This window comes from Kitasatospora sp. NPDC043949, assembly GCF_056435365.1.
This window is the reverse complement of record NZ_JBWKEQ010000066.1, coordinates 16986-37756: the sequence shown is the minus strand read 5'-3', so window position 1 is coordinate 37756 and position 20771 is coordinate 16986. Positions and strand designations below refer to the sequence as shown.

The window sequence follows — 20771 nt, the reverse complement described above, 5'->3', positions numbered from 1 at the left end:
ACCGCCCCGACATCCTCGACGGATTCCTCGCCGGGACCGGCCTCTCCCTCGACCTCCCGCCGCCATCACCCTGAAGCGCCAATGTCAGTAATGGCGACCCGGTCAGCTCAGGAGGGCGTCCGCCCCTTGCCCGGGGCGCCGGCGAAGACCTGGGCGATGGGGAGCCAGGCGGTCGCGGTGGGGCCGATGGCGGTGAGGGCGAGGTCGTCGCGGTGGCGGCGCTGGGTCACCAGGAGGCAGAAGTCCAGGGCCGGGCCCGTCACCCGGTCCGTGGCGCCGTCCGGCCCGAAGGTCCACAGGCCGCCGTCGGGCGCGGTCAGTTCGAGCCGGACGGGCGAGTCGGGGGCGGGCAGCCCGTGCAGGGTGAACGCGAAGCCGAGGGTGCGCAGCCCCAGGTGGGCGATGTGCCGCAGCCGGGCGGTGGGCTCGCGGGCGGCGCCGAGCGCGTCGGCGACGTCCTGGCCATGCGCCCAGGTCTCCATCAGCCGGGCGGTGGCCATCGAGGCGGGCTTCATCGGCGGGCCGAACCACGGCAGCCGGGTGCCGGTCGGGGTGGCGGCCAGTGCGGCCGACACCTCCTCCCGGCCGGCGCGCCAGCGGGCGAGCAGGTCCGCGGGCGCGGCGGCCGCACCGCTCGCCGCGCCCTCGTCCACCGGGTCGGCGCCGACGGCCGGCAGCGTGCCGAAGCGCTCGTCGCGCGCGGCGGCGAAGCCGTCCGCGTCGCGCGCGGCCAGCGCCGTCCAGTCGTCGGTCCAGGCGAGGTGGGCGATCTGGTGCGCGATCGTCCAGCCCTCGGCGGGCGTCGGGCGCGCCCAGCCGGCCGGGTCCAGCCCGGCCACCAGGGCGTCCAGCGCCGCGCTCTCGGCCCGCAGGTCGTCCAGCAGCGCGGTCAGGACGTCCGCCGCGGGCGTCGTCGGGGTGTTCGGGTCCGTCATCGGGTTCCCTCCTTCCGGGTCCGGCGCGTTACCCGCCGGTAAGCCACGGCCGCACCCTACGCCCGGCCCGGCCGCCGCGCCCGCCACTCCGTCGAAGACGCGGGGAACACCCACGTCAGCACTCTCGCCAGCGGCCGTGCCGCGTGTGACAATCTCGCGATGACAAGGGCGAAGACGGGCCCCGGGGCCGCGGACACCCTCACCACCCCGGCGCACCCGGACGATCCCGGGCTCGCCGCCCGCGCCGCCGAGTTGGTGCGGGACGCCGTGCTCGGCGACCTCGCGCGGCGGGTGGTGGCCGAGTGCGGGGCCGACGTCGGACTGGTCGGCGTGCCGCAGCCGCCGTCCGGGCCCCGGGGGAGCGACGCGGGCATGGTGCTGCGCCACTGGGCCGGCACCCGGGCCGACCTGCTGCACGACCGGGCCGTCCCGACCGGCACCGGCCTGGGCGGGCGGGCACTGGCCGAGCGGGCGCCCAGTTGGGTGCCCGACTACCGTGCCGCCACCACGATCTCGCACGACCACGACGCCGCCGTCAGCGCCGAGGACCTGTACGCGATGCTCACCGTGCCGCTGCTGCACGGCGACACCGTGTACGGCATGGTGTACGCGTCGCTGCGCGCCGTCGTCCCGTTCGGGGACGTGCGGATCGCCGCCGTCGGCGAACTGGCCGCGACCGCGACCCGGGCCCTGGCCGGGGCGGCCGCCTGGCGCTCCGCGCCGCCCCGACGGGCCGCCCCCGTACGGCCGTTGACCCCGCGCGAGCACGAGGTGCTGCGCTGGGCGGCGACCGGCCGGACCAACCCGGAGATCGCCGCCCGGCTGGGCCTCACCTGCAACACCGTGACGGGCTACCTGAAGTCCGCGATGCACAAGCTCGGTGTTCGCAACCGCACCGAACTCGCCCTGGCGGCGCGCGAGTCCGGCCTGGTCGGCCGGTGAGCGCGCCCGGTCGGCCGGTGGCGGGCCTCAGCCGACCTGCCGATCCCGCCCCGTCCAGTACGGCTCGCGCAGCCGGAACTTCTGTAGCTTCCCGGTGGCGGTCCGCGGCAGGGCCGCCCGGAACTCCACCGAGGTGGGCGACTTGTAGCCGGCCAGCCGCTGCTTGCAGTGCGCGATCAACTCGGCCTCGGTGACGGCCTCCTGGCCCTCTCGGAGGACCACCAGCGCCTTGACGGTCTCGCCCCACTTCTCGTGCGGCACTCCGATCACCGCGGCCTCGGCGACCGCCGGGTGGCCGTACAGGCAGTCCTCCACCTCGATCGAGGAGACGTTCTCCCCGCCGCTGATGATGACGTCCTTCTTCCGGTCCGAGATGGTCAGTTGGCCGTCCTGGCCGAGGACGCCGCCGTCGCCGGTGTGGAACCAGCCGTCCCGCAGGGCGTCGGCGGTGGCCGCGGGCTGCTGCCAGTAGCCGTCCAGCACGGTGTTGGAGCGCACCAGGACCTCGCCGGAGGCGTCGACCCGCAGCCGGGTGCCGAGCGCCGGGGCGCCCGCCTGCACCAGCTTCTCGGCCCGTTCGGCGGCGGGCAGGGCGTCCCACTCGGCGCGCGAGCGGTTGACCGTGACCGCCGGGGAGGTCTCGGTCAGGCCGTAGAGCTGCATGAACTCCCAGCCCAGCTCGGACTCGACCTGCTGCACCACCGAGGTCGGCGGCGGCGCGCCGGCCACCACGATCCGCACCCGGTCCCGGCCCGGCACCGGGCCGTCCCACTCGGCGGCCGCGTCCAGCACCATCTGGACCACGGCGGGCGCGCCGCTGAGGAAGGTCACCCCGTGCCGCTCGACCCGGCGCAGGATCTCCGCGCCGTCCACCTTGCGCAGCACGATGTGCCGGGCGCCGAGCCCGGTGAGGGCGAACGGCAGGCCCCAGCCGTTGGCGTGGAACATCGGCAGGGTGTGCAGGTAGACGTCCCGGTCGCCGACGCCGTAGTGCAGGCCCATCAGTACCGCGTTCAGCCAGATGTTGCGGTGGGTGAGCTGAACGCCCTTGGGGCGGGCGGTGGTTCCGCTGGTGTAGTTGATCGTGGCGGTGTCGTTCTCGGCGATTTCGTACCGCCGGGGGGAGTTGTCGAAGTCGTGCAGCAGCGCGTCGCTGTCCGCGCCGAGCACGAACTTGTGCTTGGCCGCCACCCCGTCCAGCGCGTCGGCGAGTTCGGGGTCGACCAGCAGGACGGACGCGCCGCTCTGCTCGACGATGTACGCCACCTCCTCGGCCTTCAGCCGGAAGTTCACCGGGACCAGCACCCGCCCGTGCCCGCTCACCCCGAACAGGGAGGTCAGCAGCCGGGCCGAGTTGTGCGACACGACGGCGACCCGCTCGCCCGGCCCGACGCCCAGCCGGTCCAGCCCGGCCGCCTGCGCCCGGGCCAGTTCGGCGACCCGGCGGTAGCTCAGCTCGCCCCAGGATTCGGCCGGCTGCACCGGCTCGTCGACGATGCCGACCCGGTCGCCGTAGACCAGCTCGGCCCGGTCGAGGAAGTCCATCACGGAGAGTGGAATCTGCATGCGCCCACTGTCCTCTCCCGGCCGCCCGCCGGACACCCCCGATCGGGGGTGTCACCTGCGGAAGGGCGGAAGGAGGGTGAAAGTCGGGCGGAAGGGGCGGATTCCGTCTGCTGAGCCCGTCGCGAACAGACGGGTGGCCGATGCGGTGGGCCGGCCGGCCTCCTGCTGGGAAGATCGCAGCGAACGGCCACACACCCACGGGGAGAAGCACCATGAGCGACCGACGACCCGGGCACCCTCCACGAGGCCGGGGGACTGCGGTGACCGCCCCCGCCACCGCGCACCCGAGGGCCGAGGGCCTGCTGCTGCGCCCCTTCGAGGACGCGGACGCACCGGCCCTGATAGCGGCGTACCGGGACGAGACGCTGCGCCGCTTCACCCGCGTCCCGGTGGGGAACGCCGAGGAGGCCGCGCACTGGCTCGGGTTGCAGTACCGGGGCCGGGCGGAGGGCCGCCGGTACAGCTTCGCGGTGCTGGAGCCCGGCACGGGCGAACTGCTCGGCAACGTCGCGCTCAAGCGCGGCACCCCGGGCGGGGAGGCGGCCGAGGTGGGCTACTGGACGGCGGCCGCCGCCCGCGGCCGGGGGGTGGCCCCGCGCGCGGTGGTGGCGCTCACCGCCTGGGCCTTCGACGTGCTCGCCGACGATGGCCTGGTCCGGATCGACCTGCTGCACCAGGTGGACAACCCGGCCTCCTGCCGGGTCGCGGAGAAGAGCGGCTACGCCTTCCAGGAGGTGCTGACGGCCTTGCCGCCGGAGTTCCCGTCGGACGGTCACCGGCACTCCAGGAAAAGGCTGGACGGAACCGAACACGGCAGGTCAGAGTAGCCGGATGGGATCTCTGGTACGACACGTGACGATCGACTGCGCCGACCCGTACGGCCTCGCGCAGTTCTGGGCCCAGGCGCTGGACGGCACCCTGGCCGAGGACGACAACCCGGGTGACGAGGAGGCGGTGGTGCAGTCCGCCGGCGCCTCGCTGCTGTTCATCCGGGTGCCCGACGGCAAGTCGGTGAAGAACCGGGTCCACCTCGACCTCCAGCCGCAGGACCGCAGCCGGGACGAGGAGGTGGAGCGCCTGGTCGCGCTGGGCGCGACGGTGCTCGGCGACCACCGCACCCCGGACGGCAAGGGCTGGGTCACCCTGGGCGACCCCGAGGGCAACGAGCTGTGCGTCGAGCGCAGCCAGGCCGAGCGCATCGCCACCGGCAACGCCTGAGCCAACGCCTGAGCCAACGTTCGGGCCACCGCCTGGGCCACCGCCTGAACGAACGGCCGCCGAGTCCACGAGGACCCGGCGGCCGTTCGTTTCGCCCCGCCCGGTGCACCCGTCACACGACAGGCCGATGTCTCGGGCCGTCGCAGTGGAACCGTCCGATAATCGAACCTGGCTGATGCCACGTCGCGGCGATTTTCCCCGACCCCACCACCCGAGAGACAGGCAGGTACCCCATGGCCAGGATCGCCGTGATCGGCGCCAACGGCACCATCGGCAGCGCCGCCGTCGCGGAGACGGCCGCGCGCGGGCACGAAGTCACCGCGGTGGTCCGCGACCCGGACCACTACCGGGGTGAGGCGGCCTTCGTCGAACGCGCGGACGTCCTGGATCGGGCCCAGGTGGCCCGGGTGGCGGCCGGCCAGGACGTCCTGGTGAGCGCGGTCGGCGGCGGCGACGGCCCGGGCCACCTGGCGCTGATCGAGCCGGCCGCGCGGTCGCTGGTGGAGGGCCTGCGCTCGCTCGGCGACGCCGCACCCCGGCTGATCGCGGTCGGTGGCGCGGGCAGCCTGGAGACCGCGCCAGGGGTGCGGGTCTGGGACGCGCCGGGACTGCCGGAGCCGGTGCTGGAGATCATGCACGCGCACGGCGCGGCGCTGGACTACTACCGGGCGGTCTCCGACGTCCGCTGGACGGTGCTCAGCCCGGCCGCCGAGATCGGCCCGGGGGAGCGGACCGGCCGCTACCGGACGGGCCTGGAGCAGCTGCTCACGGATGCTGCCGGGCGCAGCCGGATCTCGGTGCCGGACTACGCGGTCGCCCTGGTCGACGAGGCCGAGCAGCCCGAGCACATCGGCGAGCGCTTCACCTGCTGCGCGCTGTGACTCTCGGTTACGGCGAGCCCGGTCAGCCCAGCTGGATCGACCGCTTGGCGAGCCCCATCCAGAACCCGTCGATGACGCTGCGCTGGCTGCCGAGGTCGGCCTCACCGGCGCCGAGGGTGACGAAGAGCGGGGCGAAGTGCTCGGTGCGCGGGTGGGCGAGCCGCCCGGCGGGGGCCTTGCGCTCGAAGTCGAGCAGCGCGTCCAGGTCATGGGCGTCCAGGGCGCGCCGGCCCCAGTCGTCGAACTCGGCCATCACCGAGCTGATCCGGCCGTCGTTGCTGAGCGCCCGCAGGTTGTGGGTGAAGAAGCCGCTGCCGACGATCAGCACGCCCTCGTCGCGCAGCGGGGCGAGCCGGCGGCCGATCTCCAGCAGTCGCTGCGGGTCGAGCGTGGGCATGGAGATCTGGAGGACGGGGATGTCGGCCTCCGGGAACATCTCCACCAGCGGGACGTACGCGCCGTGGTCGAGGCCGCGGTCGGGGATGTCCTGGACGGGCGTGCCGGGGGCGCGCAGCAGCTTGCGGACGCGGTCGGCGAGCGCCGGTGCGCCGGGAGCGGCGTACTGGACCTGGTAGTAGTGCTCGGGGAAGCCCCAGAAGTCGTACACCAGCGGCACGGTGGTGACGGCGCCGAGGGCGAGCGGTGCCTCCTCCCAGTGGGCGGAGACCATCAGGACGGCCTTGGGCCGGGGCAGGTCGGCGGACCAGGCGGCCAGTTCGCCGGGCCAGACCGGGTCGTCGGCGAGCGGCGGCGCGCCGTGCGAGAGGTACAGGGCGGGCATACGCTCGGGGGCCGCGGTGCTCATGGCGTCCTCCTCCTGGTTCGAACGGAACGGGTGGCTCAGAAGAGTAGTTCAAATTTGAACCTCTACTCGCTGACCGTACACCTTCGTTCGAATTTGAACAACAGGAGTAGACTTCACCACATGTCCACACTGAACGAACCCCGCTGGCTGGACCAGGACGAGATGGCTGCCTGGCGGGGCTTCGTCGTCGCGAGCAACCTGCTCAACCGCCGACTGGAGCGCCAGCTCAAGGAGGACTCCGGCCTCTCGCACCAGCAGTACGAGATCCTGGTGCACCTGTCCGCGGCCCCGGCCCACGCGCTGCGGATGACCGAACTCGCCGACAAGCTGGTCACCTCCAAGAGCGGCCTCACCTACCAGGTCACCCAGCTGGAGCGGATGGGCCTGGTCGCCCGCCGCTCCTGTCCCAGCGACGTGCGCGGCGTCATCGCCGAACTCACCGACCAGGGGCGGGAGTCGCTGCGGCAGGCCGCACCCGGGCACGTCGCCCTGGTCCGCGAGCTGCTGATCGACGTGCTCACCCGCGAGCAGCTGGCCGTGCTCGCCGAAAGCCTCGGCGAGGTCAGTGCCCGGCTGCGCCTCGACGACACACCCTGAAGCCCTGAATCCCGGCCCCGAGCCCCTCAGTCAGTCCCCCCGCGCCGCTCCCCGCAGCAGCAACTGCCGCTCCCGTTCGGCGATCTACCGAGCCGGAGCCGGAGCCGGAGCCCGGGCCGGCTGCGGGGCGCAGAGCAGGGCGGTCCGCAGGTCGAGCCGGTCCCGCAGCCTGGCCAGGCTGCGGCCGGTCAGCTCCTCGATCCGGCGGATCCGGTAGTGCACGGTGTTGACGTGGATGCACAGCGCCTCGGCCGTCCGCGCCCACGAGCCGTCGTGGTCCAGGAAGACCGCCAGGGTGCCCAGCAGCGAGACGCTGTTCTCCCGGTCGTGGGCGGCCAGCGGGGCCAGCAGCCGGACGTGGAAGGCGGCCGTCACCTCCGGCGGGATGCCGCGCAGCAGTCCGTCCAGCGAGTCCAGTTCGGCGGCGCTGCCGACCGGGCCGGCCGAGCCCTCCAGGACGTAGCGGGCCTGCACCAGCGCCGCCCGCAGTGCGGCGGGGGCGGGCGGGGCGGCCGGGCCGACGCCGACCCGCAGGGTGCGCCGGCCGGTCAGCCGGCTCTGCAGCGCGGGCCGGGCCCGGCGCAGCCGTTCGGCGACCTGCTCGACCGGCGCGGCGACCAGCGCGGCGGACCGCCCGTCGCGGTCGGTCCCGGCGGCGTACGGCGCGCCGAGCGAGTGCAGTGCCTCGGCCAGTGCGTGCGCCGCCCAGGCGGCGGGCGGGCCGTCGCCCGGCGCGGCACCCGCCTCGCCCGCCCGGCCGCCGTCGATCCGCGCGGTGACCGCCACCAGCGACTCGGCCCCGCCCAGCCCGCAGGCGGCGAGCGGCTCGGTGAGCCCGGCCTCCCCGGCGAGCGCGTCCAGTAGCCGCCCGGCGGCCCGGCGCCGCGCGCTCGCGTCGGCGTGGGCACGGGCGGCGAGCGGGGCGAGCAGTTCGGCCAGGGACTGGAGCACCGGTTCGGCCGCCGCCGAGCGCAGGTGCGGGCGCAGCCGCCAGCCGTCGAACGGCGAGCCGTCCTGGGGCCCGACGGGCAGCCCGGTGTCGCCGCGCCCGGCGGGCGGGACGGATGCGGCGGTGGTAGGTGCGGCGGTGGCGGCGGCGGGTCCGACGGTGGCGGTGACGGCCCGGCCGCCGGCGGTGGTGATCGAGCAGTCCGGGACCCCGAGCCGGCCGACCGCGTGGGCCAGCACCTCGCCGGCCCCGGCGTCCGCGTGCAGCAGGTCGAGCAGCTCGTGCCGGACGGTCTCCGGGATTGCCGCGGTGTCCTGGGCGCCGACCCGCAGGTCCCCCCAGAGCCGCAGGTAGACGCGGTCGGTGACGGCGCGGAAGCTGACTCCGGCGGGCACCGTCAGCAGCGGGATGCCGTGGGTGCGACAGGCGTCGGCGAGGCTGTCCGGGACGCTGCCGTGGGTGCCCTCGCCGGCCAGCAGCGCCGCCACGCCCGCGCTGCGCAGGGCGGTGGCGAAGCGCAGCGCGCCGGAGGCGTCGGCGGGCCGCCACCAGACCAGGCCGGTGAGGACGAGTTCGCCGGGCTGGAGGTAGCGGGCCGGGTCCTGGAGGTCGGTGGAGCTGAGCCCGGTGACCGGGCGGTCGAGCAGGTCCGGGGTGCCCCAGGCCAGGCGGATGTCCAGGTCGTCGAGGTGCAGCAGGTCGCCGACGATCATCTCTCGCTCATCTCGCTCTCGCTCATCTCGCTCTCGCCCTTGCGTGCCGCGCCCGGCTGTGCCTCGCAAGTGCAAGGTTCAGGTGCTCTTGGGCATCGTAAATGCAAGTCATGCGGCAGTGATTCTTCTTGTCGGATCATCCAGCGTGGGCCCCTCGGCGGGTGTGCGGAACCAGTCGTCCACCCGATTGCGGTGCTGCTTCCAGCGGTTTCCGCCGGCTTCGATCGGCTTCCGCCGGTGCGGGGCGCGTCGAGCCGTCTCCTCGGACATGCCCGCCCGTGCCATCGCAGCTGCTGGCGGTAAGCGGCTTCACCCATCGCAGATACCGCTGAAATCATCCTTTCGGTGCCGCAGCTGCGAATGCCCGGGCCCTCCCTCGGGTAACCCCCTCCCGGGTCGCGGCGGCGCGGCCCGGGAGGAGGGAGCGCCATGACCCCGTCGAGCCCCACCGTCCGGTTGCACGGCCACTTCGACCGGCCCGCCGAGCTGTCGGTCGACCAGCTGCGCGCCCTCCCCGCGCACCGCGTCGACGTCAGCTTCGACTGCCTGGCCGAGGGCGAGCAGCGGCACGACTACGAGGGGCCCGCGCTCTGGGACGTGCTGTGCGCGGCCCGGCCCCGGATCGACTTCTCCGGCCGCAAGCAGCGGCTGCGCTTCCTGCTGTCGGTCAGCGGCGCGGACGGCCACCGGGCCGTCGTCTCCTGGGCCGAGATCGACCCCGACTTCGGCGGCCAGCGGATCCTGCTGGCCACCAGCATGGACGGCGCCCCGCTGGACGCCGCCGGCCCGCAGCTCGTCGTCCCCGACGACCACTGCGGCGCCCGCTACGTCAGCGGGGTCACGGCCGTGTGGCTCGGCCCGCTGGGTGAACCGGAGGCCTGAGCCCCGGCCGCGGGCGGGCCTTGGCCCCGCCCCGGGGCCCGCTCTCGGCGAGTGCTTCGCGGTGGAGCATCGTCGCTGCTCGGAGGGGGTGCGGTCGATCGCGGGGAATACCGGAAAACAGCTCGCCGGATGCCTGTTTCCGTGCCAACATGCCCCATATGGGGACGATTCTGCACGGCACCCTGGTGACCCTCCGCACCGCCGACACCGACGACATCCCGGCGCTCGCGGCCATCCGCGGCACGCCCGAGGTGTTCGCCCGTTGGCGGGGCGGTGACGACCTCGCCGACGCCGTCGCCAGCGACCTGGAGGAGCCCGACACCGAGACCCTCGCCGTCGAGGTGGGCGGGAAGATCGTCGGCGCCATCCAGTGGTACGCCAACAACGACGACGAGTACCGGCACGCCGGCATCGACATCTACCTCGACCCGGAGGTCCACGGCGTCGGCCTCGGCGCCGACGCCGTCCGCACGCTGGCCCGCCACCTCGTCGACCACCACCACTACCACCGGCTGATCATCGATCCGGCGGCCGACAACACGGCCGCGATCCGCTGCTACGCGAAGGTCGGCTTCCGCTCCGTCGGCACCATGCGCCAGTACGAGCGCGGCCCGGACGGCACCTGGCACGACAACCTGCTGATGGACCTCCTCGCGGACGAACTCCGCTGACCGGTGCGCCCGCGCGGTGGTGGGCGGCCCGGCAGCGCCTCGACCGAACCGGAGCGCGCGTGACGCGGAGTCAGATCGCGGCTGCGCCCGCGGTCGCCCGCTCCGGCGCCGGGCACCCGCAGGTGCGTCGCAGCACCAGCCGGGCCGGGAAGGTCCGCGCGCCGGTGGAGCGCCGCTCGGCCCCGCCGAGGACCAGGTCCACCGCGGCGCGGGCCATCTCGTCCTGCGCGGTCGCGACGGTGGTCAGCGCCGGGCCGGCGATCACCGCCTCGGCGATGTCGTCGAAACCGGCCACCGCGAGCTGCTCCGGCACCCGGATGCCCAGGTCGTCGGCGGCCCGCAGCAGGCCGATCGCCTGGTCGTCGGTCGTGCAGAACACGGCGGACGGCCGGTCGGGCCGGGCCAGCAGGGCGAGCGCCTCGGCGTGCGCCCGGACGCGGTCGAACGGCGCCGGCACCAGCCGCCCCTCGGTCGCCAGCCCGGCCTCGGCCAGCGCGGCGGCCCAGCCGGCCGTCCGCCCGGTGACCGGGTCGTGCGGGCTGAGCGCGAGGGTGCCGCCGAAGCAGTGCACCTCGGCGTGGCCGTGCCCGAGCAGGTGCCGGACCACCTCGCGGGCGCCGCCCTCGTCGTCCGCCACCACCGCGACGCCGTCGGCGGTCTCCGCCCGGTGGTGCAGCAGCACGACCGAGGTGCCGTCACCCACGTCGAAGCCGGTGAGCCCGGGGGTGGCCGGGTCCTGGGTGACCAGGATCAGCCCGTCGACCTGCATGCCGAGGAACGCGCGGATGTAGTGCGCCTCGCGCTCGTCCACGTAGTCGGAGTTGCCGATCAGCAGGAGCCGGCCGTGGTCGGCGGCGGCCTGCTCGACGGCGTGCGCGAGCCCGGCGAAGAACGGCTGGCGGGCGTCCGGCACGACCATGCCGAGCAGGTTGGTCCGCCGCCGTGCCATCGCCTGGGCGACCCGGTTGGGGCGGTAGCCGAGCTCCTCGACCGCCGCGAGCACCCGCGCCCGGGTCGCGGGCGCCACCGGCCGCGGCCCGTCGTTGATCACATAACTCACGACCGCCGTGGACGTCCCCGCCACCCGCGCCACATCGTCCCGTGTCACCCTCGCCATGCCCGCGAGCCTACACAGCGCCTCCGACGGCTCCGGGCTGCCGTCGCCGCCGGACGCCCGCCGCGGTCAGTACGTGTGGTCCGCGGTGATGTCCGCCGAGAGGCCGAGGGCCTGTTCGGCGGGTCGCCCGCGCAGCGCCAGCAGGGTCTGGGCCAGCGCGTCGACGGCGGCCAGGTGGGCGAGCCGGCTGGCCGTGGTCTCCAGGCCGAAGACCAGGTCCTGCCCGCCCGCGACCAGGGTGTGGGTGGCCGTCTCGGTGAGCGGTGAGCGGGCGTAGCTGGTGAGCGCGACCACGGCCGCCCCGGCCGCCCGGGCCCGGCGCGCGGCGTCGATCACCAGCGGGGTGGCGCCGCCGTGGCTGACCGCGAAGCAGACGCCGCCGGGCGGGAGCTGGGCGGCGGCCAGCTGGGCGGTGAGCGGGTCGGCGGGGGCGTCGACGCGCAGGCCGAGCGCGCGCAGCCGGTAGGCGAGGTCGAGTACCACCGCGCCGGACAGTCCGGAGCCGACCAGTACCACCTGGCCGGCGCCGGCCAGCACCTCGGCGGCCGCCCGCAGGTCGTCGGCGGTGAGCGTGGCGGTGATCCCGTCCAGGGCCGCGCGGGCGGCCCGCAGGGTGTCGGCGAGGGCCCGGGCGGCCGGGTCGCGCGCGTCGTCGGCGGGGGCCGGGGCCGTGGCGGGGGAGTGCCGGGCGGCGGCGATCTTCAGCTCCTGGTAGCCGCGGAAGCCGAGCCGCTGGCAGGCCCGGACCACGGAGGAGGGGGCGGTGCCGGCCAGTGCGGCGACGTCGCTGACGCTCAGGTGCACCAGGCCGGCGCCCCGGTCGAGCACCACCTCGGCCACCCGCGCCTCGGCGCCGCGCAGGTCGCCGAGCCGGGCCCGGATCCGCGCGGCGAGCTGGGACTCCAGGGGCGTCATGTCGGAATGTCCTTCCATGGCGCTAGGGTAGCGTGGAATTCGGTTCCAGGCCGTGCCGGATCGCCGGAAGGCCGTCGGAGGGGAGCTTCGCCATGTCCGAGATCGTGCCGGCCGTGCCGGTGGCCGTGCTCGCCGCGGCCGTGCTGCACGCTGTCTGGAACGGCCTGGCCCACCGGATCGCGGACAAGCTGGTCGGCTTCGCGCTGATCAACCTGACCTACACCGCGTGCGCGCTCGTCCTGGTGCTGCTCAACCCGCTGCCGGCGGCCTCGTCCTGGCCGTACCTGCTGGCCTCGGTCGCCGTCCAGACGACGTCGACGGTCCTGCTGCTACGCGCCTACCAGCTGGGCGACTTCGGGCAGATGTACCCGATCGCGCGCGGCTCGGCGCCGCTGCTGGTGGCCCTGCTGTCGGCCACCGTGCTCGGTCAGCACCCGGGCGCGGGCGAGCTGCTGGGCGTGGTGGTGATCTCCTGCGGCCTGATCGGGCTGGCCTTCGCCAAGGGCGTCCCGGGGCGGGCGCAACTGCCCGCGCTCGGGGCCGCCGCCGGGACGGGCGTGATGATCGCCGTCTACACGGTGCTGGACGGCAGCGGCGTCCGGCACGCCGGGACGGTCGGCGGTTATGTGGCCTGGCTGTTCCTGTTGCAGGGGCCGACGCTCGCGCTGATCGCCTGGGCCCGGCGCGGCCGTTCGCTGCTGACCGGGGTCGGCAAGGTGGTGCCGGTGGGGATCGCGGGAGGCGTGCTCTCGCTGACGGCCTACGGCCTGGTGGTGTGGGCGCAGTCCCGGGGGGACTTGGCGACGATCGCGGCGCTGCGCGAGACGAGCATCGTGATCGCCGCCCTGATCGCCACCGTGGTGTTCCGCGAGCGGCTCGGCCGTCTGCGGCTGAGCGCCAGCCTCACCGTGTTGGCCGGGATAGCCGTCCTGGAGCTGGCCCGGCCGTAGGCCCTGTCCGGCCGATCGCGGGCCGATCCCCCGAGACCGGCCGGACAGGGCCCGGTGGCCGTCAGCCCTTCTCCGGCACGATCACGGTCAGCGCGGTGCTCAGCAGCTCGAAGCCCAGGGACTCGTAGAGCCGGCGGGCCGGGTTGCCGTCGGTGACGGCCAACTGCACCTCGACGAGCCCGCGTTCGGCGGCGTCGGCGAGGGCGCGGCGCAGCAGGTCCGCGCCGAGGCCCCGGTAGCCGAGCTCCGGGTGCCGGAAGACGTCGGCGATCCACGGCAGGCCGCCGCGGTCGGTGAGGACGATCCCGGCCACCACCCGGTCCTGCGCGTCCACGGCGAGCAGGCTGGACGGCAGCACCGGCCCGATGACCTCGCCGGCGAGCAGCGGGGCGATCCGTTCCGCCAGCGCCTGCCGGTCGTCGCCCGCGAAGTGGTCCGGGTGCCCCGGGGCGAACGCGGCCCGCCAGGCCTCGAACAGGTCCTCGGGCGCGCGGTCGCAGGGCACGGCCCGCAGGCCGCCGTGCAGCGGGGCCCCGGTCCAGTCGGCGGGCGGCGGGTCGGCGACCAGGTCGCGCCGCATGGCGTGGGCGTGCCGGAGCACGGTGGCGCCGTGCTCCAGCAGGGCGAGGCCGAATTCGGGCGTCCCGGAGACCACCCACCCGGCCATCTCGGTGCGCACGAACTCCACCGGGTCGATGCCGCCGGTCTCGTCCACCACCTCCAGCAGGTCGGCCCAGGGCCGGCCCTCCCGCTCGCCCGGGAGGTAGCGCACCACCGGTACGCCCTCGCCGTTACGCCCGATCATCAAATCCGTCTCGGTCACACCAAGCCCCATTCGTACGGTCGTTCGTCCGCTGTCATGGTCGACGAGAGCGCTCCCGGGGGCAACCGAATTGTCAGGCCACCACCGCGGCGCGGACGCAGAGCACGTCCGGCAGGTGGGAAGTCAGCAACGACCAGCTCTCGCCCTCGTCGTGGCTGCCGTAGACGTCGCCGGTCCGGTTGCCGAAGTAGATCCCGGCCGGTTCGGCGTCGTCGGTGCGCAGCGCGTCGCGCAGCACGATGCCGTAGTGGTCCTCGCCGGGCAGGCCGTCGGCGAGCGGCTGCCAGCTGGTGCCGCCGTCGGTGGTGCGGAAGACCCGGCAACGGCGGTCGGGCGGGATGCGGTCGTCCGCGCCGCCGAGCGGGAACAGGTAGGCGGTGTCGCCCCGGCGCGGGTGGGCGGCGACGGCGAAGCCGAACGCGGCGGGCAGTCCGTCGGCGACGGAGCGCCAGCTCGCGCCCCAGTCGTCGCTGCGGTAGACACCGCCGTGGTTCTGCAGGTACAGCCGGTCGGGGTCGACGGGGTCGGGGGCGATCTTGTGCACGCACTGGCCGAACTCGGGGTACTGGCCCTCCTCCGGGAGGAACTCGGCGCGCAGACCGGTGTTGGCGGGCTCCCAGCTGTCGCCGCCGTCCTTGCTGCGGTAGACGCCGCCGGTGGAGACGGCGACCAGCAGCCGCTGCGGGTCGCGGGGGTCGGTGACGACGGTGTGCAGGCCCTGGCCGCCGTAGCCGGCGCCCCAGTCGGTCCGGTGCGGGTGGTTCCAGAGCGACTCGACCAGGCGGAAGGTCTCGCCGCCGTCCTCGGAGCGGAACAGCGCGGCGGGCTCGGTGCCCGCGTAGACGACGCCGGGGGCCTCCGGGCCGGCCGGCTGGAGCTGCCAGACCCTGGTGAGCGAGGCGCCGGTGGCTTCGGGGAAGCGGATCGCCGGCCGCGGCGGCTCGTACCAGGTGGCGCCGAGGTCGTCGGAGCGCCAGACGGAAGGCCCCCAGTGGCTGCTGTCGGCGCCGACCAGCAACCGGGTGCGGCCGTCGCGGCGGTCGATGGAGACGGAGTAGATCGCGTTCATCCGGAAGTGCGGCCCGCTGAACTCCCAGTCCAGCCGGTCGCGGCTGCGGCCGAGAAAGAGGCCCTTCTCGGTTCCGACGGCCAACAGCACTTCGGTCATGCCCCACACCACCTGGTGACGAGTACGGCCCCCCGGGACGGCCCCCGGCGCCCAGTGTCCCGCCGTCCACCGGTGGCCACATCTCGCCGCGCCCGATCACCCGGAAGGCCCGCTCACCAGGAAGGCCCGTGCGTCCGGCTCACCCGTGCGTCCGGCTCACCCGCCCGGCTCACCCCCGGCAGCCCTCCAGCAGCCGCAGCCACACCTCGCTGATCGTCGGGTAGGAGGGCACGGCGTGCCAGAGCCGGTCGATCGGCACCTCGCCGACCACGGCGACGGTCGCCGAGTGCAGCAGTTCGGCGACCCCGGGGCCGACCAGGCAGGCGCCGACCAGCACCTCGCGGTCCAGGTCGAAGACCACCCGGGCCCGGCCGCGGTAGTGGTCGCCGTACAGCGAGGCCCCGGCGACGGCGCCGAAGTCGTGGTCGACGGCCTTGACCCGCAGACCGGCCCCTTCGGCCGCCGCCAGGGTCAGTCCGACGGCGGCGACCTCCGGATGGGTGAACACGACCTGCGGCGCGCCCGCGCTGTCGGCCGACGCGGCGTGCGCGCCCCAGCGGGAGGTGTCCAGCGCACGCCCCTGGGCGCGGGCCACGATCGCCGCGCCCGTGATCCGGGCCTGGTACTTGCCCTGGTGGGTGAGCAGCGCCCGGTGGTTGACGTCCCCGGCGGCGTACAGCCACTCGCCGTCGACGCCGAGCACGGTGCAGCTGTCGTCCACCTCCAGCCAGCCGCCCGGCTTCAGCCCGACCTGCTCCAACCCGACGTCGGCGGTGCGCGGGGCCCGTCCGGTCGCGTACAGCACCTCGTCCACGGTCAGCCGCTCGCCGCCACCGAGCGTCAGGACCACCGGCCCGGCGCCGTCCGCCCGCTCCAGCGCGGTGGCCTCCGTCCCGAACCGGAGGTCCACCCCGGCCTCGCGCAGGCCCTCCGCGACCAGCTCGCCCGCGAACGGTTCCATCCGCGGCAGCAGGTGGTCGCCGCGCACCAGCAGCACCACCTCGGAGCCGAGCGCCCGCCAGGCGGTCGCGAGCTCCACCCCGACCACGCCGCCGCCGACCACCGCCAGCCGCCCGGGCACGGCCGGAGCGGCGGTCGCCTCCCGGTTGGTCCACGGGTGGGCCTCCGCCAGCCCCGGCACGCCCGTGGGCAGCACGGGACGGCTGCCGGTGCACACGGCGACGGCGTGCCGGGCGGTGAGCACCCGTTCGGTGCCGTCCTCGGCCTCCACGGTGACGGTCCGCACGCCCGCCAGCCGGCCGTGGCCGCGCACCAGCTCGATGCCGGCGTCCCGCAGCCACTGCACCTGGCCGTCGTCGTTCCAGTGCGAGGTGAAGGAGTCCCGCCGGGCCAGCACCGCGGCCGGGTCCAGCCGCCTGCCGCCGACCGCCTCCCGGGAGCCCGCCACCGCGCGGGCCTCGGCCAGCGCGGCCACCGGGCGCAGCAGCGCCTTGCTCGGCATGCAGGCCCAGTACGAGCACTCGCCGCCGACCAGTTCGGCCTCAACGACGACCGTGCGCAGCCCGGCGGAGGCCGTCCGGTCGGCGACGTTCTCGCCGGTCGGGCCGCCCCCCAGGACGATGACGTCGTACTCCTCGGCGCTGCTGGTCATACCCGGTCCTCCGTGGTGTCGATGGCCACCCCGGCCCGCAGGGCCAGGGTGACGGGCGTGTGGTCGCGGACGTCGAGCAGCCGGGCGCGCCGGGCGTCGGCCGGCGCGCCGGTGAGGGCGACCTTCCGGGAGGTCGGCCCGCGGCTGCCGTTCGTCTCGTACCCGAGCCTGACCCGAACGGCCTCCAGCGGCCACTTCTCGCGCTCCGCGTGCATCCGCAGGGGCTCGCCTTCCCGTGGGATCCGGCCCCCGGCCGGACGGGCGCCGGGCCGCGTACCCGGCGCCGTGCCCATCCTGCGACGCCGGCGGGGCTTCGCGCAGTCGAACCCGCCGACGGGCCCGAGCCGAGGGCGGGTCAGAGCGCCGCGAGCTCGGCCAGCACCGCCGCCGTGTCGGCCGGGCGGGAGAACATCGGCCAGTGCCCGGTGGGCAGTTCGCGCAGCTCCCAGTTCGGCCCGTCGAGCCCGGCGAACCACGGGTGCCCGGCCGTGATCATCGCCTGCACCTGGGCGAGCGGGAAGGAACAGGTCACCAGCGCCTGCGGCAGCGCGGCCGAGGCGCCCGTCAGCCGCAGCCGGTCCCGGTACGCCCCGGCCGGGTGCGGGGTGGCCCGCTCGCGGATCCGGGCGAGCGCGGCCTCGTCCAGGCCCTCCACGTCGGCGCCGTCGGCGGCGAGGTCGGCCCAGGAGGGCATCGGGAGGCGGCCGTCGACCACCGAGGCATCGGCCGCCGCACGGTGGTCGGGCTGCCAGAGGTCGTACAGCGAACCGCCGTCGATCATCGGGCCGCTGTCCAGGTAGACCACCCGGCGGATCCGCTCCGGCATCCGGTCCGCGATACCGCCGGCCGGGGCGCAGGCACCGCTGTGCGCGACCAGCACCACCTCCCAAAGGTCCTCGCGGACCAGCAGGTCGGCCAGCGCGGCGATGTGCTCCGCCAGCCCGATCGGCTCGGCCTCGCCCGCGCGCTCCGCCAGCCCGGGCAGGGTCACGGGGTGGACGGTGTGCCCGGCGGCGCGCAGCGGCGCGGCGACCTCGTCCCAGGCCCAGGCGCCGAGCCAGAAACCGGGGACCAGTACGAACGTGCTCATGGTGGGTCGCTCCTCGCGGTCGGGCGGGATCTCCGTCGCGGACGACTCTAGGACCGACCCCGGCCGGACTTCGTCCGGATTTCCGAGCGGCCGGGCCCGGGGAGCGTGACTCCCCGGGCCCTCGGACGAACGGACGCCCGGACGCCCGGGCGGGTCAGGCCTGGCCCCCGGCCGCCTGCTCCTGCGCCACCTTGCGCTTCACCTCGGCCATGTCCAGCTTCCTGGCCTGGCCGATCAGGTCCTCGAACACCGACTCCGGCAGCGCACCGGCCTGCGAGAAGACGAGCACGCCCTCACGGATGATCGCCAGCGTGGGGATCGACTGGATCCCGAACGCGGCGGCCAGCTCCACCTGCGCCTCGGTGTCCACCTTGGCGAAGACGAGGTCCGTGTGGCGCTCGGCCGCCTTCTCGTACACCGGGGCGAACTGGCGGCACGGCCCGCACCACCCGGCCCAGAAGTCGATGAGGACGAAGTCCTGGCCCTCCGGACCAGGGACGATGTCGTCGAAGTTCTCCTTGGTCAGCTCGACCGTGCTGCTCATCTCGCGATTCCTTCCCTTCCGGAGGCGGCGCTACCGATCACGTGCTCGCGACAACCGCGCGCCCCGACGGGGTATTCCGCGGCCGCGCGCCGGTGGCCGCCTCTGCCGGCAGCTGCCCGCGCCGGTTCAGCGCCCGGGCGCCACACACCGTGCGGAGCGGAAACCCCACGGGCGGGAGACCTCGTACACCGCCAGCCGCTCGACCCGGGCCGGCCCCTGCACGCCGGGCCAGCGCGGGTTCGGCGTGGCGTCGCCGATCAGGTGCTGCCGTTGCCAGATGCGGTTCCAGCCGACCCGCAGGGCGGGCTCGAAGCTGTGCCACCGTCCGCAGGGGCACGGCTGCCGCACCCAGGCGCAGGTCCGGCAGAGTTCGGCCAGGCCGTGGCCGGTCGAGCGCGACAGCACCGGCTCCTCGTCCCCGCAGGCCGGGCAGCCGGGCAGTTCGGCGCCGTCCAGCAGCGCGTTCTGCCGACGGACGTAGTCGGGCAGCCGCAGCGGCGGGTGGAGGAAGGGGTCCGCCCGCCAGGCCGCGTCCGGTGCGCCCCACCAGGGGCGGTTCCACCACACCGGCTCGGGCGGTTGCCGCCGCCCGGCCCGCTTCTCCGCCCGGCGCCGCGCCGCGTACTCCTGCGCCCCGGCCAGCCACAGGACCCGTGCCTCGTGCAGTTCCTCCACGGCCCGCACCAGCGAGTCCGGGTCGGCCTCCAGCAGCCGGGGCATCCGGGCGCTGAGCGTGAGGTGGTGGTAGGTGGCCCGGAAGCCGTACGGCGCGAAGCAGGTCAGGCAGGTCCGCAGGGCGTTGAACCGGCGGCGCGCCGGCAGCCGCTCGTCGTGCACCCGGGCCCGGTGGGTCAGGAAGCTGGTCACGGCTGCCCCGCGGCGACATCGAGGGCCGACTGTGTGCGCATCACCGGGTGATCATGTCGGACGGCCCGCCCGTCGGGCCAAGGCGTTACCCCGCGTCCGCCGCGATCCGGGCCAGGACCCGGCCGCAGCGCCGGGCGAAGGCCCGTTGCGCGAGCGGCAGCAGCGGCCCCGCCAGCCGGGCGTACCGGGCGACCGGACGGCTGAAGGCGGTCACGCTGAACCAGACCGCCCCGTCCGCCTCCAGTTCGACCAGGAACGTCTCCTCGCCGCGGGCCAGATGGCCGGCCCGGGTGCCGTAGGTGAAGCCGTACCGGTCCGGGCCGTCGACGGTGGCCAGCACCCGGTTGGGGGCGCCGGCCCGGAGCGGGCCGACGCCGATCGCGCAGTGCACGGCGACGCCGGGGGCGGCCCGGTCCGCGTCGGCGTCGATCCGCACGCCGGCCAGCCGGTGCATCCGCCAGCCGAGCAGGGCGGCCCCGGCCACCTCCAGGGCGGGGCGGCCCCGGCCGACGAGCGCCCGGTGGCGCAGGTGGCGGTACCCGCCGGGCAGGTGGCCGGTGGCGCTGGCGCCCTGCTCCGGGTAGCTGAGGTCGGTCATCGGTGGTCCTCCGCGGTGGTGATCCGGCGCCAGGCGAGCAGCGAGCAGAGCGCGAAGCCGAGCGCGTTGCCGACGCCGTGGGTGGCGGCCATCCAGGCCAGGGTGGGGTGGGGGAGCCCGGACGCCTGGCCGAGGGCCCACCACAGGGCGAGCAGCATGGTGAGGGCGAGGACGGCCGAGGAGGCGGTGAGCAGCCGGGCGGTGACCGGGTCGGCGGCGCGCGGCCGCAGGTCGCGCCAGGTGACCAGGCCGACCAGCCACATCCCGGTGGTGAGCACGCAGGCCCCGGCGAACTGGACCCAGGTGCCGAGGAAGTACCCGGCGAGCACCAGCAGCGTCCCGGCCGGCACGCTGAGCGCGGCGCAGCGGGCGGCGCCGGAACCCGCCGGGGTGCTGCGGCAGACCAGCCCGGCGACGAGGGCGGCGGTGAATCCGGCGTAGTGGAAGTGCGGGACGGTCAGCGCCAGGACGTGTGGTTCGAAGTCGAACAGCGGGTAGCCGGAGCGCTCGGCGACCAGGGCGGTGCCGGCCACCGCCGGGGCGGCGAGCGCGGTGAGGACGGCGAGTTCGGCGGGCGCGAGCGAGCGGGTCCGGCGCAGCCGCAGCGGTGCGTGGAGGGCGACGGCCAGGGTGCCGAGAGCGTAGAGGGCGGCGCTGCCGGTGGCGAGGCCGCCGCGCGGGAGCCAGAGCGAGAGCGCGCCGGGGACGGCGGCGAGCGGCCAGAGCCGGCGGACGCGGGCGAGGCCGGGTTCGCCGATCAGGGCAAGGCCGAGCGGGACGACGGCGCCCATACCGAGCAGGACCAGCAGGTTCACCAGCTCCGTCGTGCCCTTGCCCATGCCGGAAGCGCCTCCTTGAACGCGTTCAAATCTTGGTCGTCGACGACTCTACGCCGCAGAGTTGAACGCGTTCAACTCGCCCCCGGTCC

The 20771-nt window shown here is 75.2% G+C and carries 22 protein-coding genes and 1 pseudogene; 8 read left to right on the top strand and 15 right to left on the bottom strand.

What is annotated here, in order from left to right; all coding sequences use genetic code 11:
- Nucleotides 1-107: 107 nt before the first annotated feature.
- Nucleotides 108-935 carry a TIGR03084 family metal-binding protein gene (locus tag AC07AL_RS34435; protein WP_478319313.1) on the bottom strand — a complete coding sequence of 276 codons (828 nt, stop codon included), beginning with the start codon at nucleotides 933-935 and terminating at the stop codon, nucleotides 108-110.
- Between the two features lie 159 nt (nucleotides 936-1094).
- Between AC07AL_RS34435 and AC07AL_RS34430 the strand changes: the two genes are divergently transcribed.
- Nucleotides 1095-1877, top strand: a complete 783-nt coding sequence (locus tag AC07AL_RS34430; RefSeq protein ID WP_478319312.1) for a helix-turn-helix transcriptional regulator — start codon at nucleotides 1095-1097, stop codon at nucleotides 1875-1877.
- A gap of 27 nt (nucleotides 1878-1904) precedes the next feature.
- On the opposite strand, the gene AC07AL_RS34425 is transcribed toward AC07AL_RS34430, so the two are convergent.
- A complete protein-coding gene (locus AC07AL_RS34425; RefSeq protein ID WP_363585658.1) occupies nucleotides 1905-3443 on the bottom strand; it encodes an AMP-binding protein in 1539 nt (512 codons plus the stop codon).
- A 260-nt stretch (nucleotides 3444-3703) separates the two neighbouring features.
- On the opposite strand from AC07AL_RS34425, the gene AC07AL_RS34420 reads away from it, so the two are divergent.
- The 3 genes from AC07AL_RS34420 to AC07AL_RS34410 all read left to right on the top strand — a co-directional run bounded on the left by AC07AL_RS34420 (nucleotide 3704) and on the right by AC07AL_RS34410 (nucleotide 5542).
- The gene (locus AC07AL_RS34420; RefSeq protein ID WP_363585657.1) at nucleotides 3704-4270 is read left to right on the top strand and encodes a GNAT family N-acetyltransferase; all 567 of its coding nucleotides are present in this window, start codon (nucleotides 3704-3706) and stop codon (nucleotides 4268-4270) included.
- 4 nt (nucleotides 4271-4274) lie between these two features.
- The gene (locus AC07AL_RS34415; protein WP_363585656.1) at nucleotides 4275-4661 is read left to right on the top strand and encodes a VOC family protein; all 387 of its coding nucleotides are present in this window, start codon (nucleotides 4275-4277) and stop codon (nucleotides 4659-4661) included.
- Between the two features lie 233 nt (nucleotides 4662-4894).
- Nucleotides 4895-5542 carry an NAD(P)-dependent oxidoreductase gene (locus AC07AL_RS34410; protein ID WP_478319311.1) on the top strand — a complete coding sequence of 216 codons (648 nt, stop codon included), beginning with the start codon at nucleotides 4895-4897 and terminating at the stop codon, nucleotides 5540-5542.
- A gap of 22 nt (nucleotides 5543-5564) precedes the next feature.
- On the opposite strand, the gene AC07AL_RS34405 is transcribed toward AC07AL_RS34410, so the two are convergent.
- Nucleotides 5565-6347 carry a dioxygenase family protein gene (locus tag AC07AL_RS34405; protein ID WP_363631404.1) on the bottom strand — a complete coding sequence of 261 codons (783 nt, stop codon included), beginning with the start codon at nucleotides 6345-6347 and terminating at the stop codon, nucleotides 5565-5567.
- 129 nt (nucleotides 6348-6476) lie between these two features.
- On the opposite strand from AC07AL_RS34405, the gene AC07AL_RS34400 reads away from it, so the two are divergent.
- A complete protein-coding gene (locus tag AC07AL_RS34400; protein WP_063350998.1) occupies nucleotides 6477-6944 on the top strand; it encodes a MarR family winged helix-turn-helix transcriptional regulator in 468 nt (155 codons plus the stop codon).
- Nucleotides 6945-7028: 84 nt separating this feature from the next.
- On the opposite strand, the gene AC07AL_RS34395 is transcribed toward AC07AL_RS34400, so the two are convergent.
- Nucleotides 7029-8606 (bottom strand): PucR family transcriptional regulator, encoded by a 1578-nt coding sequence (locus AC07AL_RS34395; RefSeq protein ID WP_478319310.1) that lies wholly within the window; start codon nucleotides 8604-8606, stop codon nucleotides 7029-7031.
- A gap of 429 nt (nucleotides 8607-9035) precedes the next feature.
- Here AC07AL_RS34395 and AC07AL_RS34390 point away from each other — a divergent pair, with 429 nt between their 5' ends.
- Nucleotides 9036-9488: a molybdopterin-dependent oxidoreductase gene (locus AC07AL_RS34390; protein WP_478319309.1), complete on the top strand. Its 453-nt coding sequence runs from the start codon at nucleotides 9036-9038 to the stop codon at nucleotides 9486-9488.
- A 158-nt stretch (nucleotides 9489-9646) separates the two neighbouring features.
- Entirely contained in the window at nucleotides 9647-10159 is a 513-nt protein-coding gene (locus AC07AL_RS34385; protein ID WP_363631401.1) for a GNAT family N-acetyltransferase, read from the top strand.
- Between the two features lie 70 nt (nucleotides 10160-10229).
- Here AC07AL_RS34385 and AC07AL_RS34380 read toward each other — a convergent pair whose 3' ends face one another.
- The gene (locus tag AC07AL_RS34380; protein ID WP_063346980.1) at nucleotides 10230-11276 is read right to left on the bottom strand and encodes a LacI family DNA-binding transcriptional regulator; all 1047 of its coding nucleotides are present in this window, start codon (nucleotides 11274-11276) and stop codon (nucleotides 10230-10232) included.
- 66 nt (nucleotides 11277-11342) lie between these two features.
- The gene (locus tag AC07AL_RS34375) at nucleotides 11343-12209 is read right to left on the bottom strand and encodes a MurR/RpiR family transcriptional regulator (protein ID WP_363585649.1); all 867 of its coding nucleotides are present in this window, start codon (nucleotides 12207-12209) and stop codon (nucleotides 11343-11345) included.
- Nucleotides 12210-12283: 74 nt separating this feature from the next.
- On the opposite strand from AC07AL_RS34375, the gene AC07AL_RS34370 reads away from it, so the two are divergent.
- Nucleotides 12284-13141: a DMT family transporter gene (locus tag AC07AL_RS34370; protein WP_363585648.1), complete on the top strand. Its 858-nt coding sequence runs from the start codon at nucleotides 12284-12286 to the stop codon at nucleotides 13139-13141.
- 61 nt (nucleotides 13142-13202) lie between these two features.
- On the opposite strand, the gene AC07AL_RS34365 is transcribed toward AC07AL_RS34370, so the two are convergent.
- The 9 genes and pseudogenes from AC07AL_RS34365 to AC07AL_RS34325 all read right to left on the bottom strand — a co-directional run bounded on the left by AC07AL_RS34365 (nucleotide 13203) and on the right by AC07AL_RS34325 (nucleotide 20682).
- Nucleotides 13203-13964: a GNAT family N-acetyltransferase gene (locus tag AC07AL_RS34365; RefSeq protein ID WP_363631397.1), complete on the bottom strand. Its 762-nt coding sequence runs from the start codon at nucleotides 13962-13964 to the stop codon at nucleotides 13203-13205.
- A 73-nt stretch (nucleotides 13965-14037) separates the two neighbouring features.
- A complete protein-coding gene (locus AC07AL_RS34360) occupies nucleotides 14038-15132 on the bottom strand; it encodes a WD40/YVTN/BNR-like repeat-containing protein (RefSeq protein ID WP_478319308.1) in 1095 nt (364 codons plus the stop codon).
- A gap of 169 nt (nucleotides 15133-15301) precedes the next feature.
- Complete coding sequence (locus tag AC07AL_RS34355; protein ID WP_363585645.1) at nucleotides 15302-16744, bottom strand: dihydrolipoyl dehydrogenase family protein; 1443 nt, start codon at nucleotides 16742-16744, stop codon at nucleotides 15302-15304.
- On the bottom strand, nucleotides 16741-16959 hold the full coding sequence (locus tag AC07AL_RS34350; protein WP_400811433.1) for a hypothetical protein: 219 nt from the start codon (nucleotides 16957-16959) through the stop codon (nucleotides 16741-16743). The genes AC07AL_RS34355 and AC07AL_RS34350 overlap by 4 nt, the downstream gene beginning before the upstream one ends.
- 140 nt (nucleotides 16960-17099) lie before the next feature.
- Nucleotides 17100-17834: an alpha/beta hydrolase gene (locus AC07AL_RS34345; RefSeq protein ID WP_363631392.1), complete on the bottom strand. Its 735-nt coding sequence runs from the start codon at nucleotides 17832-17834 to the stop codon at nucleotides 17100-17102.
- A gap of 154 nt (nucleotides 17835-17988) precedes the next feature.
- Nucleotides 17989-18390: pseudogene (locus AC07AL_RS34340) on the bottom strand (thioredoxin family protein); the annotation flags it as partial.
- Between the two features lie 114 nt (nucleotides 18391-18504).
- Nucleotides 18505-19245 carry a hypothetical protein gene (locus tag AC07AL_RS34335; protein WP_363631391.1) on the bottom strand — a complete coding sequence of 247 codons (741 nt, stop codon included), beginning with the start codon at nucleotides 19243-19245 and terminating at the stop codon, nucleotides 18505-18507.
- An 85-nt stretch (nucleotides 19246-19330) separates the two neighbouring features.
- The gene (locus AC07AL_RS34330) at nucleotides 19331-19843 is read right to left on the bottom strand and encodes a DUF1990 family protein (protein ID WP_363585641.1); all 513 of its coding nucleotides are present in this window, start codon (nucleotides 19841-19843) and stop codon (nucleotides 19331-19333) included.
- On the bottom strand, nucleotides 19840-20682 hold the full coding sequence (locus tag AC07AL_RS34325) for a YndJ family protein (RefSeq protein WP_478319307.1): 843 nt from the start codon (nucleotides 20680-20682) through the stop codon (nucleotides 19840-19842). Before AC07AL_RS34325 ends, AC07AL_RS34330 begins: the two co-directional genes overlap by 4 nt.
- Nucleotides 20683-20771: the final 89 nt, after the last annotated feature.

Coding starts and splice junctions, on each gene's coding strand:
- AC07AL_RS34405 (WP_363631404.1), bottom strand. CDS start 6,347: ATGAGCACCGCGGCCCCCGAGCGTATGCCCGCCCTGTACCTCTCGCAC.
- AC07AL_RS34380 (WP_063346980.1), bottom strand. CDS start 11,276: ATGGCGAGGGTGACACGGGACGATGTGGCGCGGGTGGCGGGGACGTCC.
- AC07AL_RS34425 (WP_363585658.1), bottom strand. CDS start 3,443: ATGCAGATTCCACTCTCCGTGATGGACTTCCTCGACCGGGCCGAGCTG.
- AC07AL_RS34355 (WP_363585645.1), bottom strand. CDS start 16,744: ATGACCAGCAGCGCCGAGGAGTACGACGTCATCGTCCTGGGGGGCGGC.
- AC07AL_RS34350 (WP_400811433.1), bottom strand. CDS start 16,959: ATGCACGCGGAGCGCGAGAAGTGGCCGCTGGAGGCCGTTCGGGTCAGG.
- AC07AL_RS34330 (WP_363585641.1), bottom strand. CDS start 19,843: ATGACCGACCTCAGCTACCCGGAGCAGGGCGCCAGCGCCACCGGCCAC.
- AC07AL_RS34430 (WP_478319312.1), top strand. CDS start 1,095: ATGACAAGGGCGAAGACGGGCCCCGGGGCCGCGGACACCCTCACCACC.
- AC07AL_RS34370 (WP_363585648.1), top strand. CDS start 12,284: ATGTCCGAGATCGTGCCGGCCGTGCCGGTGGCCGTGCTCGCCGCGGCC.
- AC07AL_RS34360 (WP_478319308.1), bottom strand. CDS start 15,132: ATGACCGAAGTGCTGTTGGCCGTCGGAACCGAGAAGGGCCTCTTTCTC.
- AC07AL_RS34375 (WP_363585649.1), bottom strand. CDS start 12,209: ATGGAAGGACATTCCGACATGACGCCCCTGGAGTCCCAGCTCGCCGCG.
- AC07AL_RS34415 (WP_363585656.1), top strand. CDS start 4,275: ATGGGATCTCTGGTACGACACGTGACGATCGACTGCGCCGACCCGTAC.
- AC07AL_RS34435 (WP_478319313.1), bottom strand. CDS start 935: ATGACGGACCCGAACACCCCGACGACGCCCGCGGCGGACGTCCTGACC.
- AC07AL_RS34345 (WP_363631392.1), bottom strand. CDS start 17,834: ATGAGCACGTTCGTACTGGTCCCCGGTTTCTGGCTCGGCGCCTGGGCC.
- AC07AL_RS34390 (WP_478319309.1), top strand. CDS start 9,036: ATGACCCCGTCGAGCCCCACCGTCCGGTTGCACGGCCACTTCGACCGG.
- AC07AL_RS34325 (WP_478319307.1), bottom strand. CDS start 20,682: ATGGGCAAGGGCACGACGGAGCTGGTGAACCTGCTGGTCCTGCTCGGT.
- AC07AL_RS34385 (WP_363631401.1), top strand. CDS start 9,647: ATGGGGACGATTCTGCACGGCACCCTGGTGACCCTCCGCACCGCCGAC.
- AC07AL_RS34410 (WP_478319311.1), top strand. CDS start 4,895: ATGGCCAGGATCGCCGTGATCGGCGCCAACGGCACCATCGGCAGCGCC.
- AC07AL_RS34395 (WP_478319310.1), bottom strand. CDS start 8,606: ATGATCGTCGGCGACCTGCTGCACCTCGACGACCTGGACATCCGCCTG.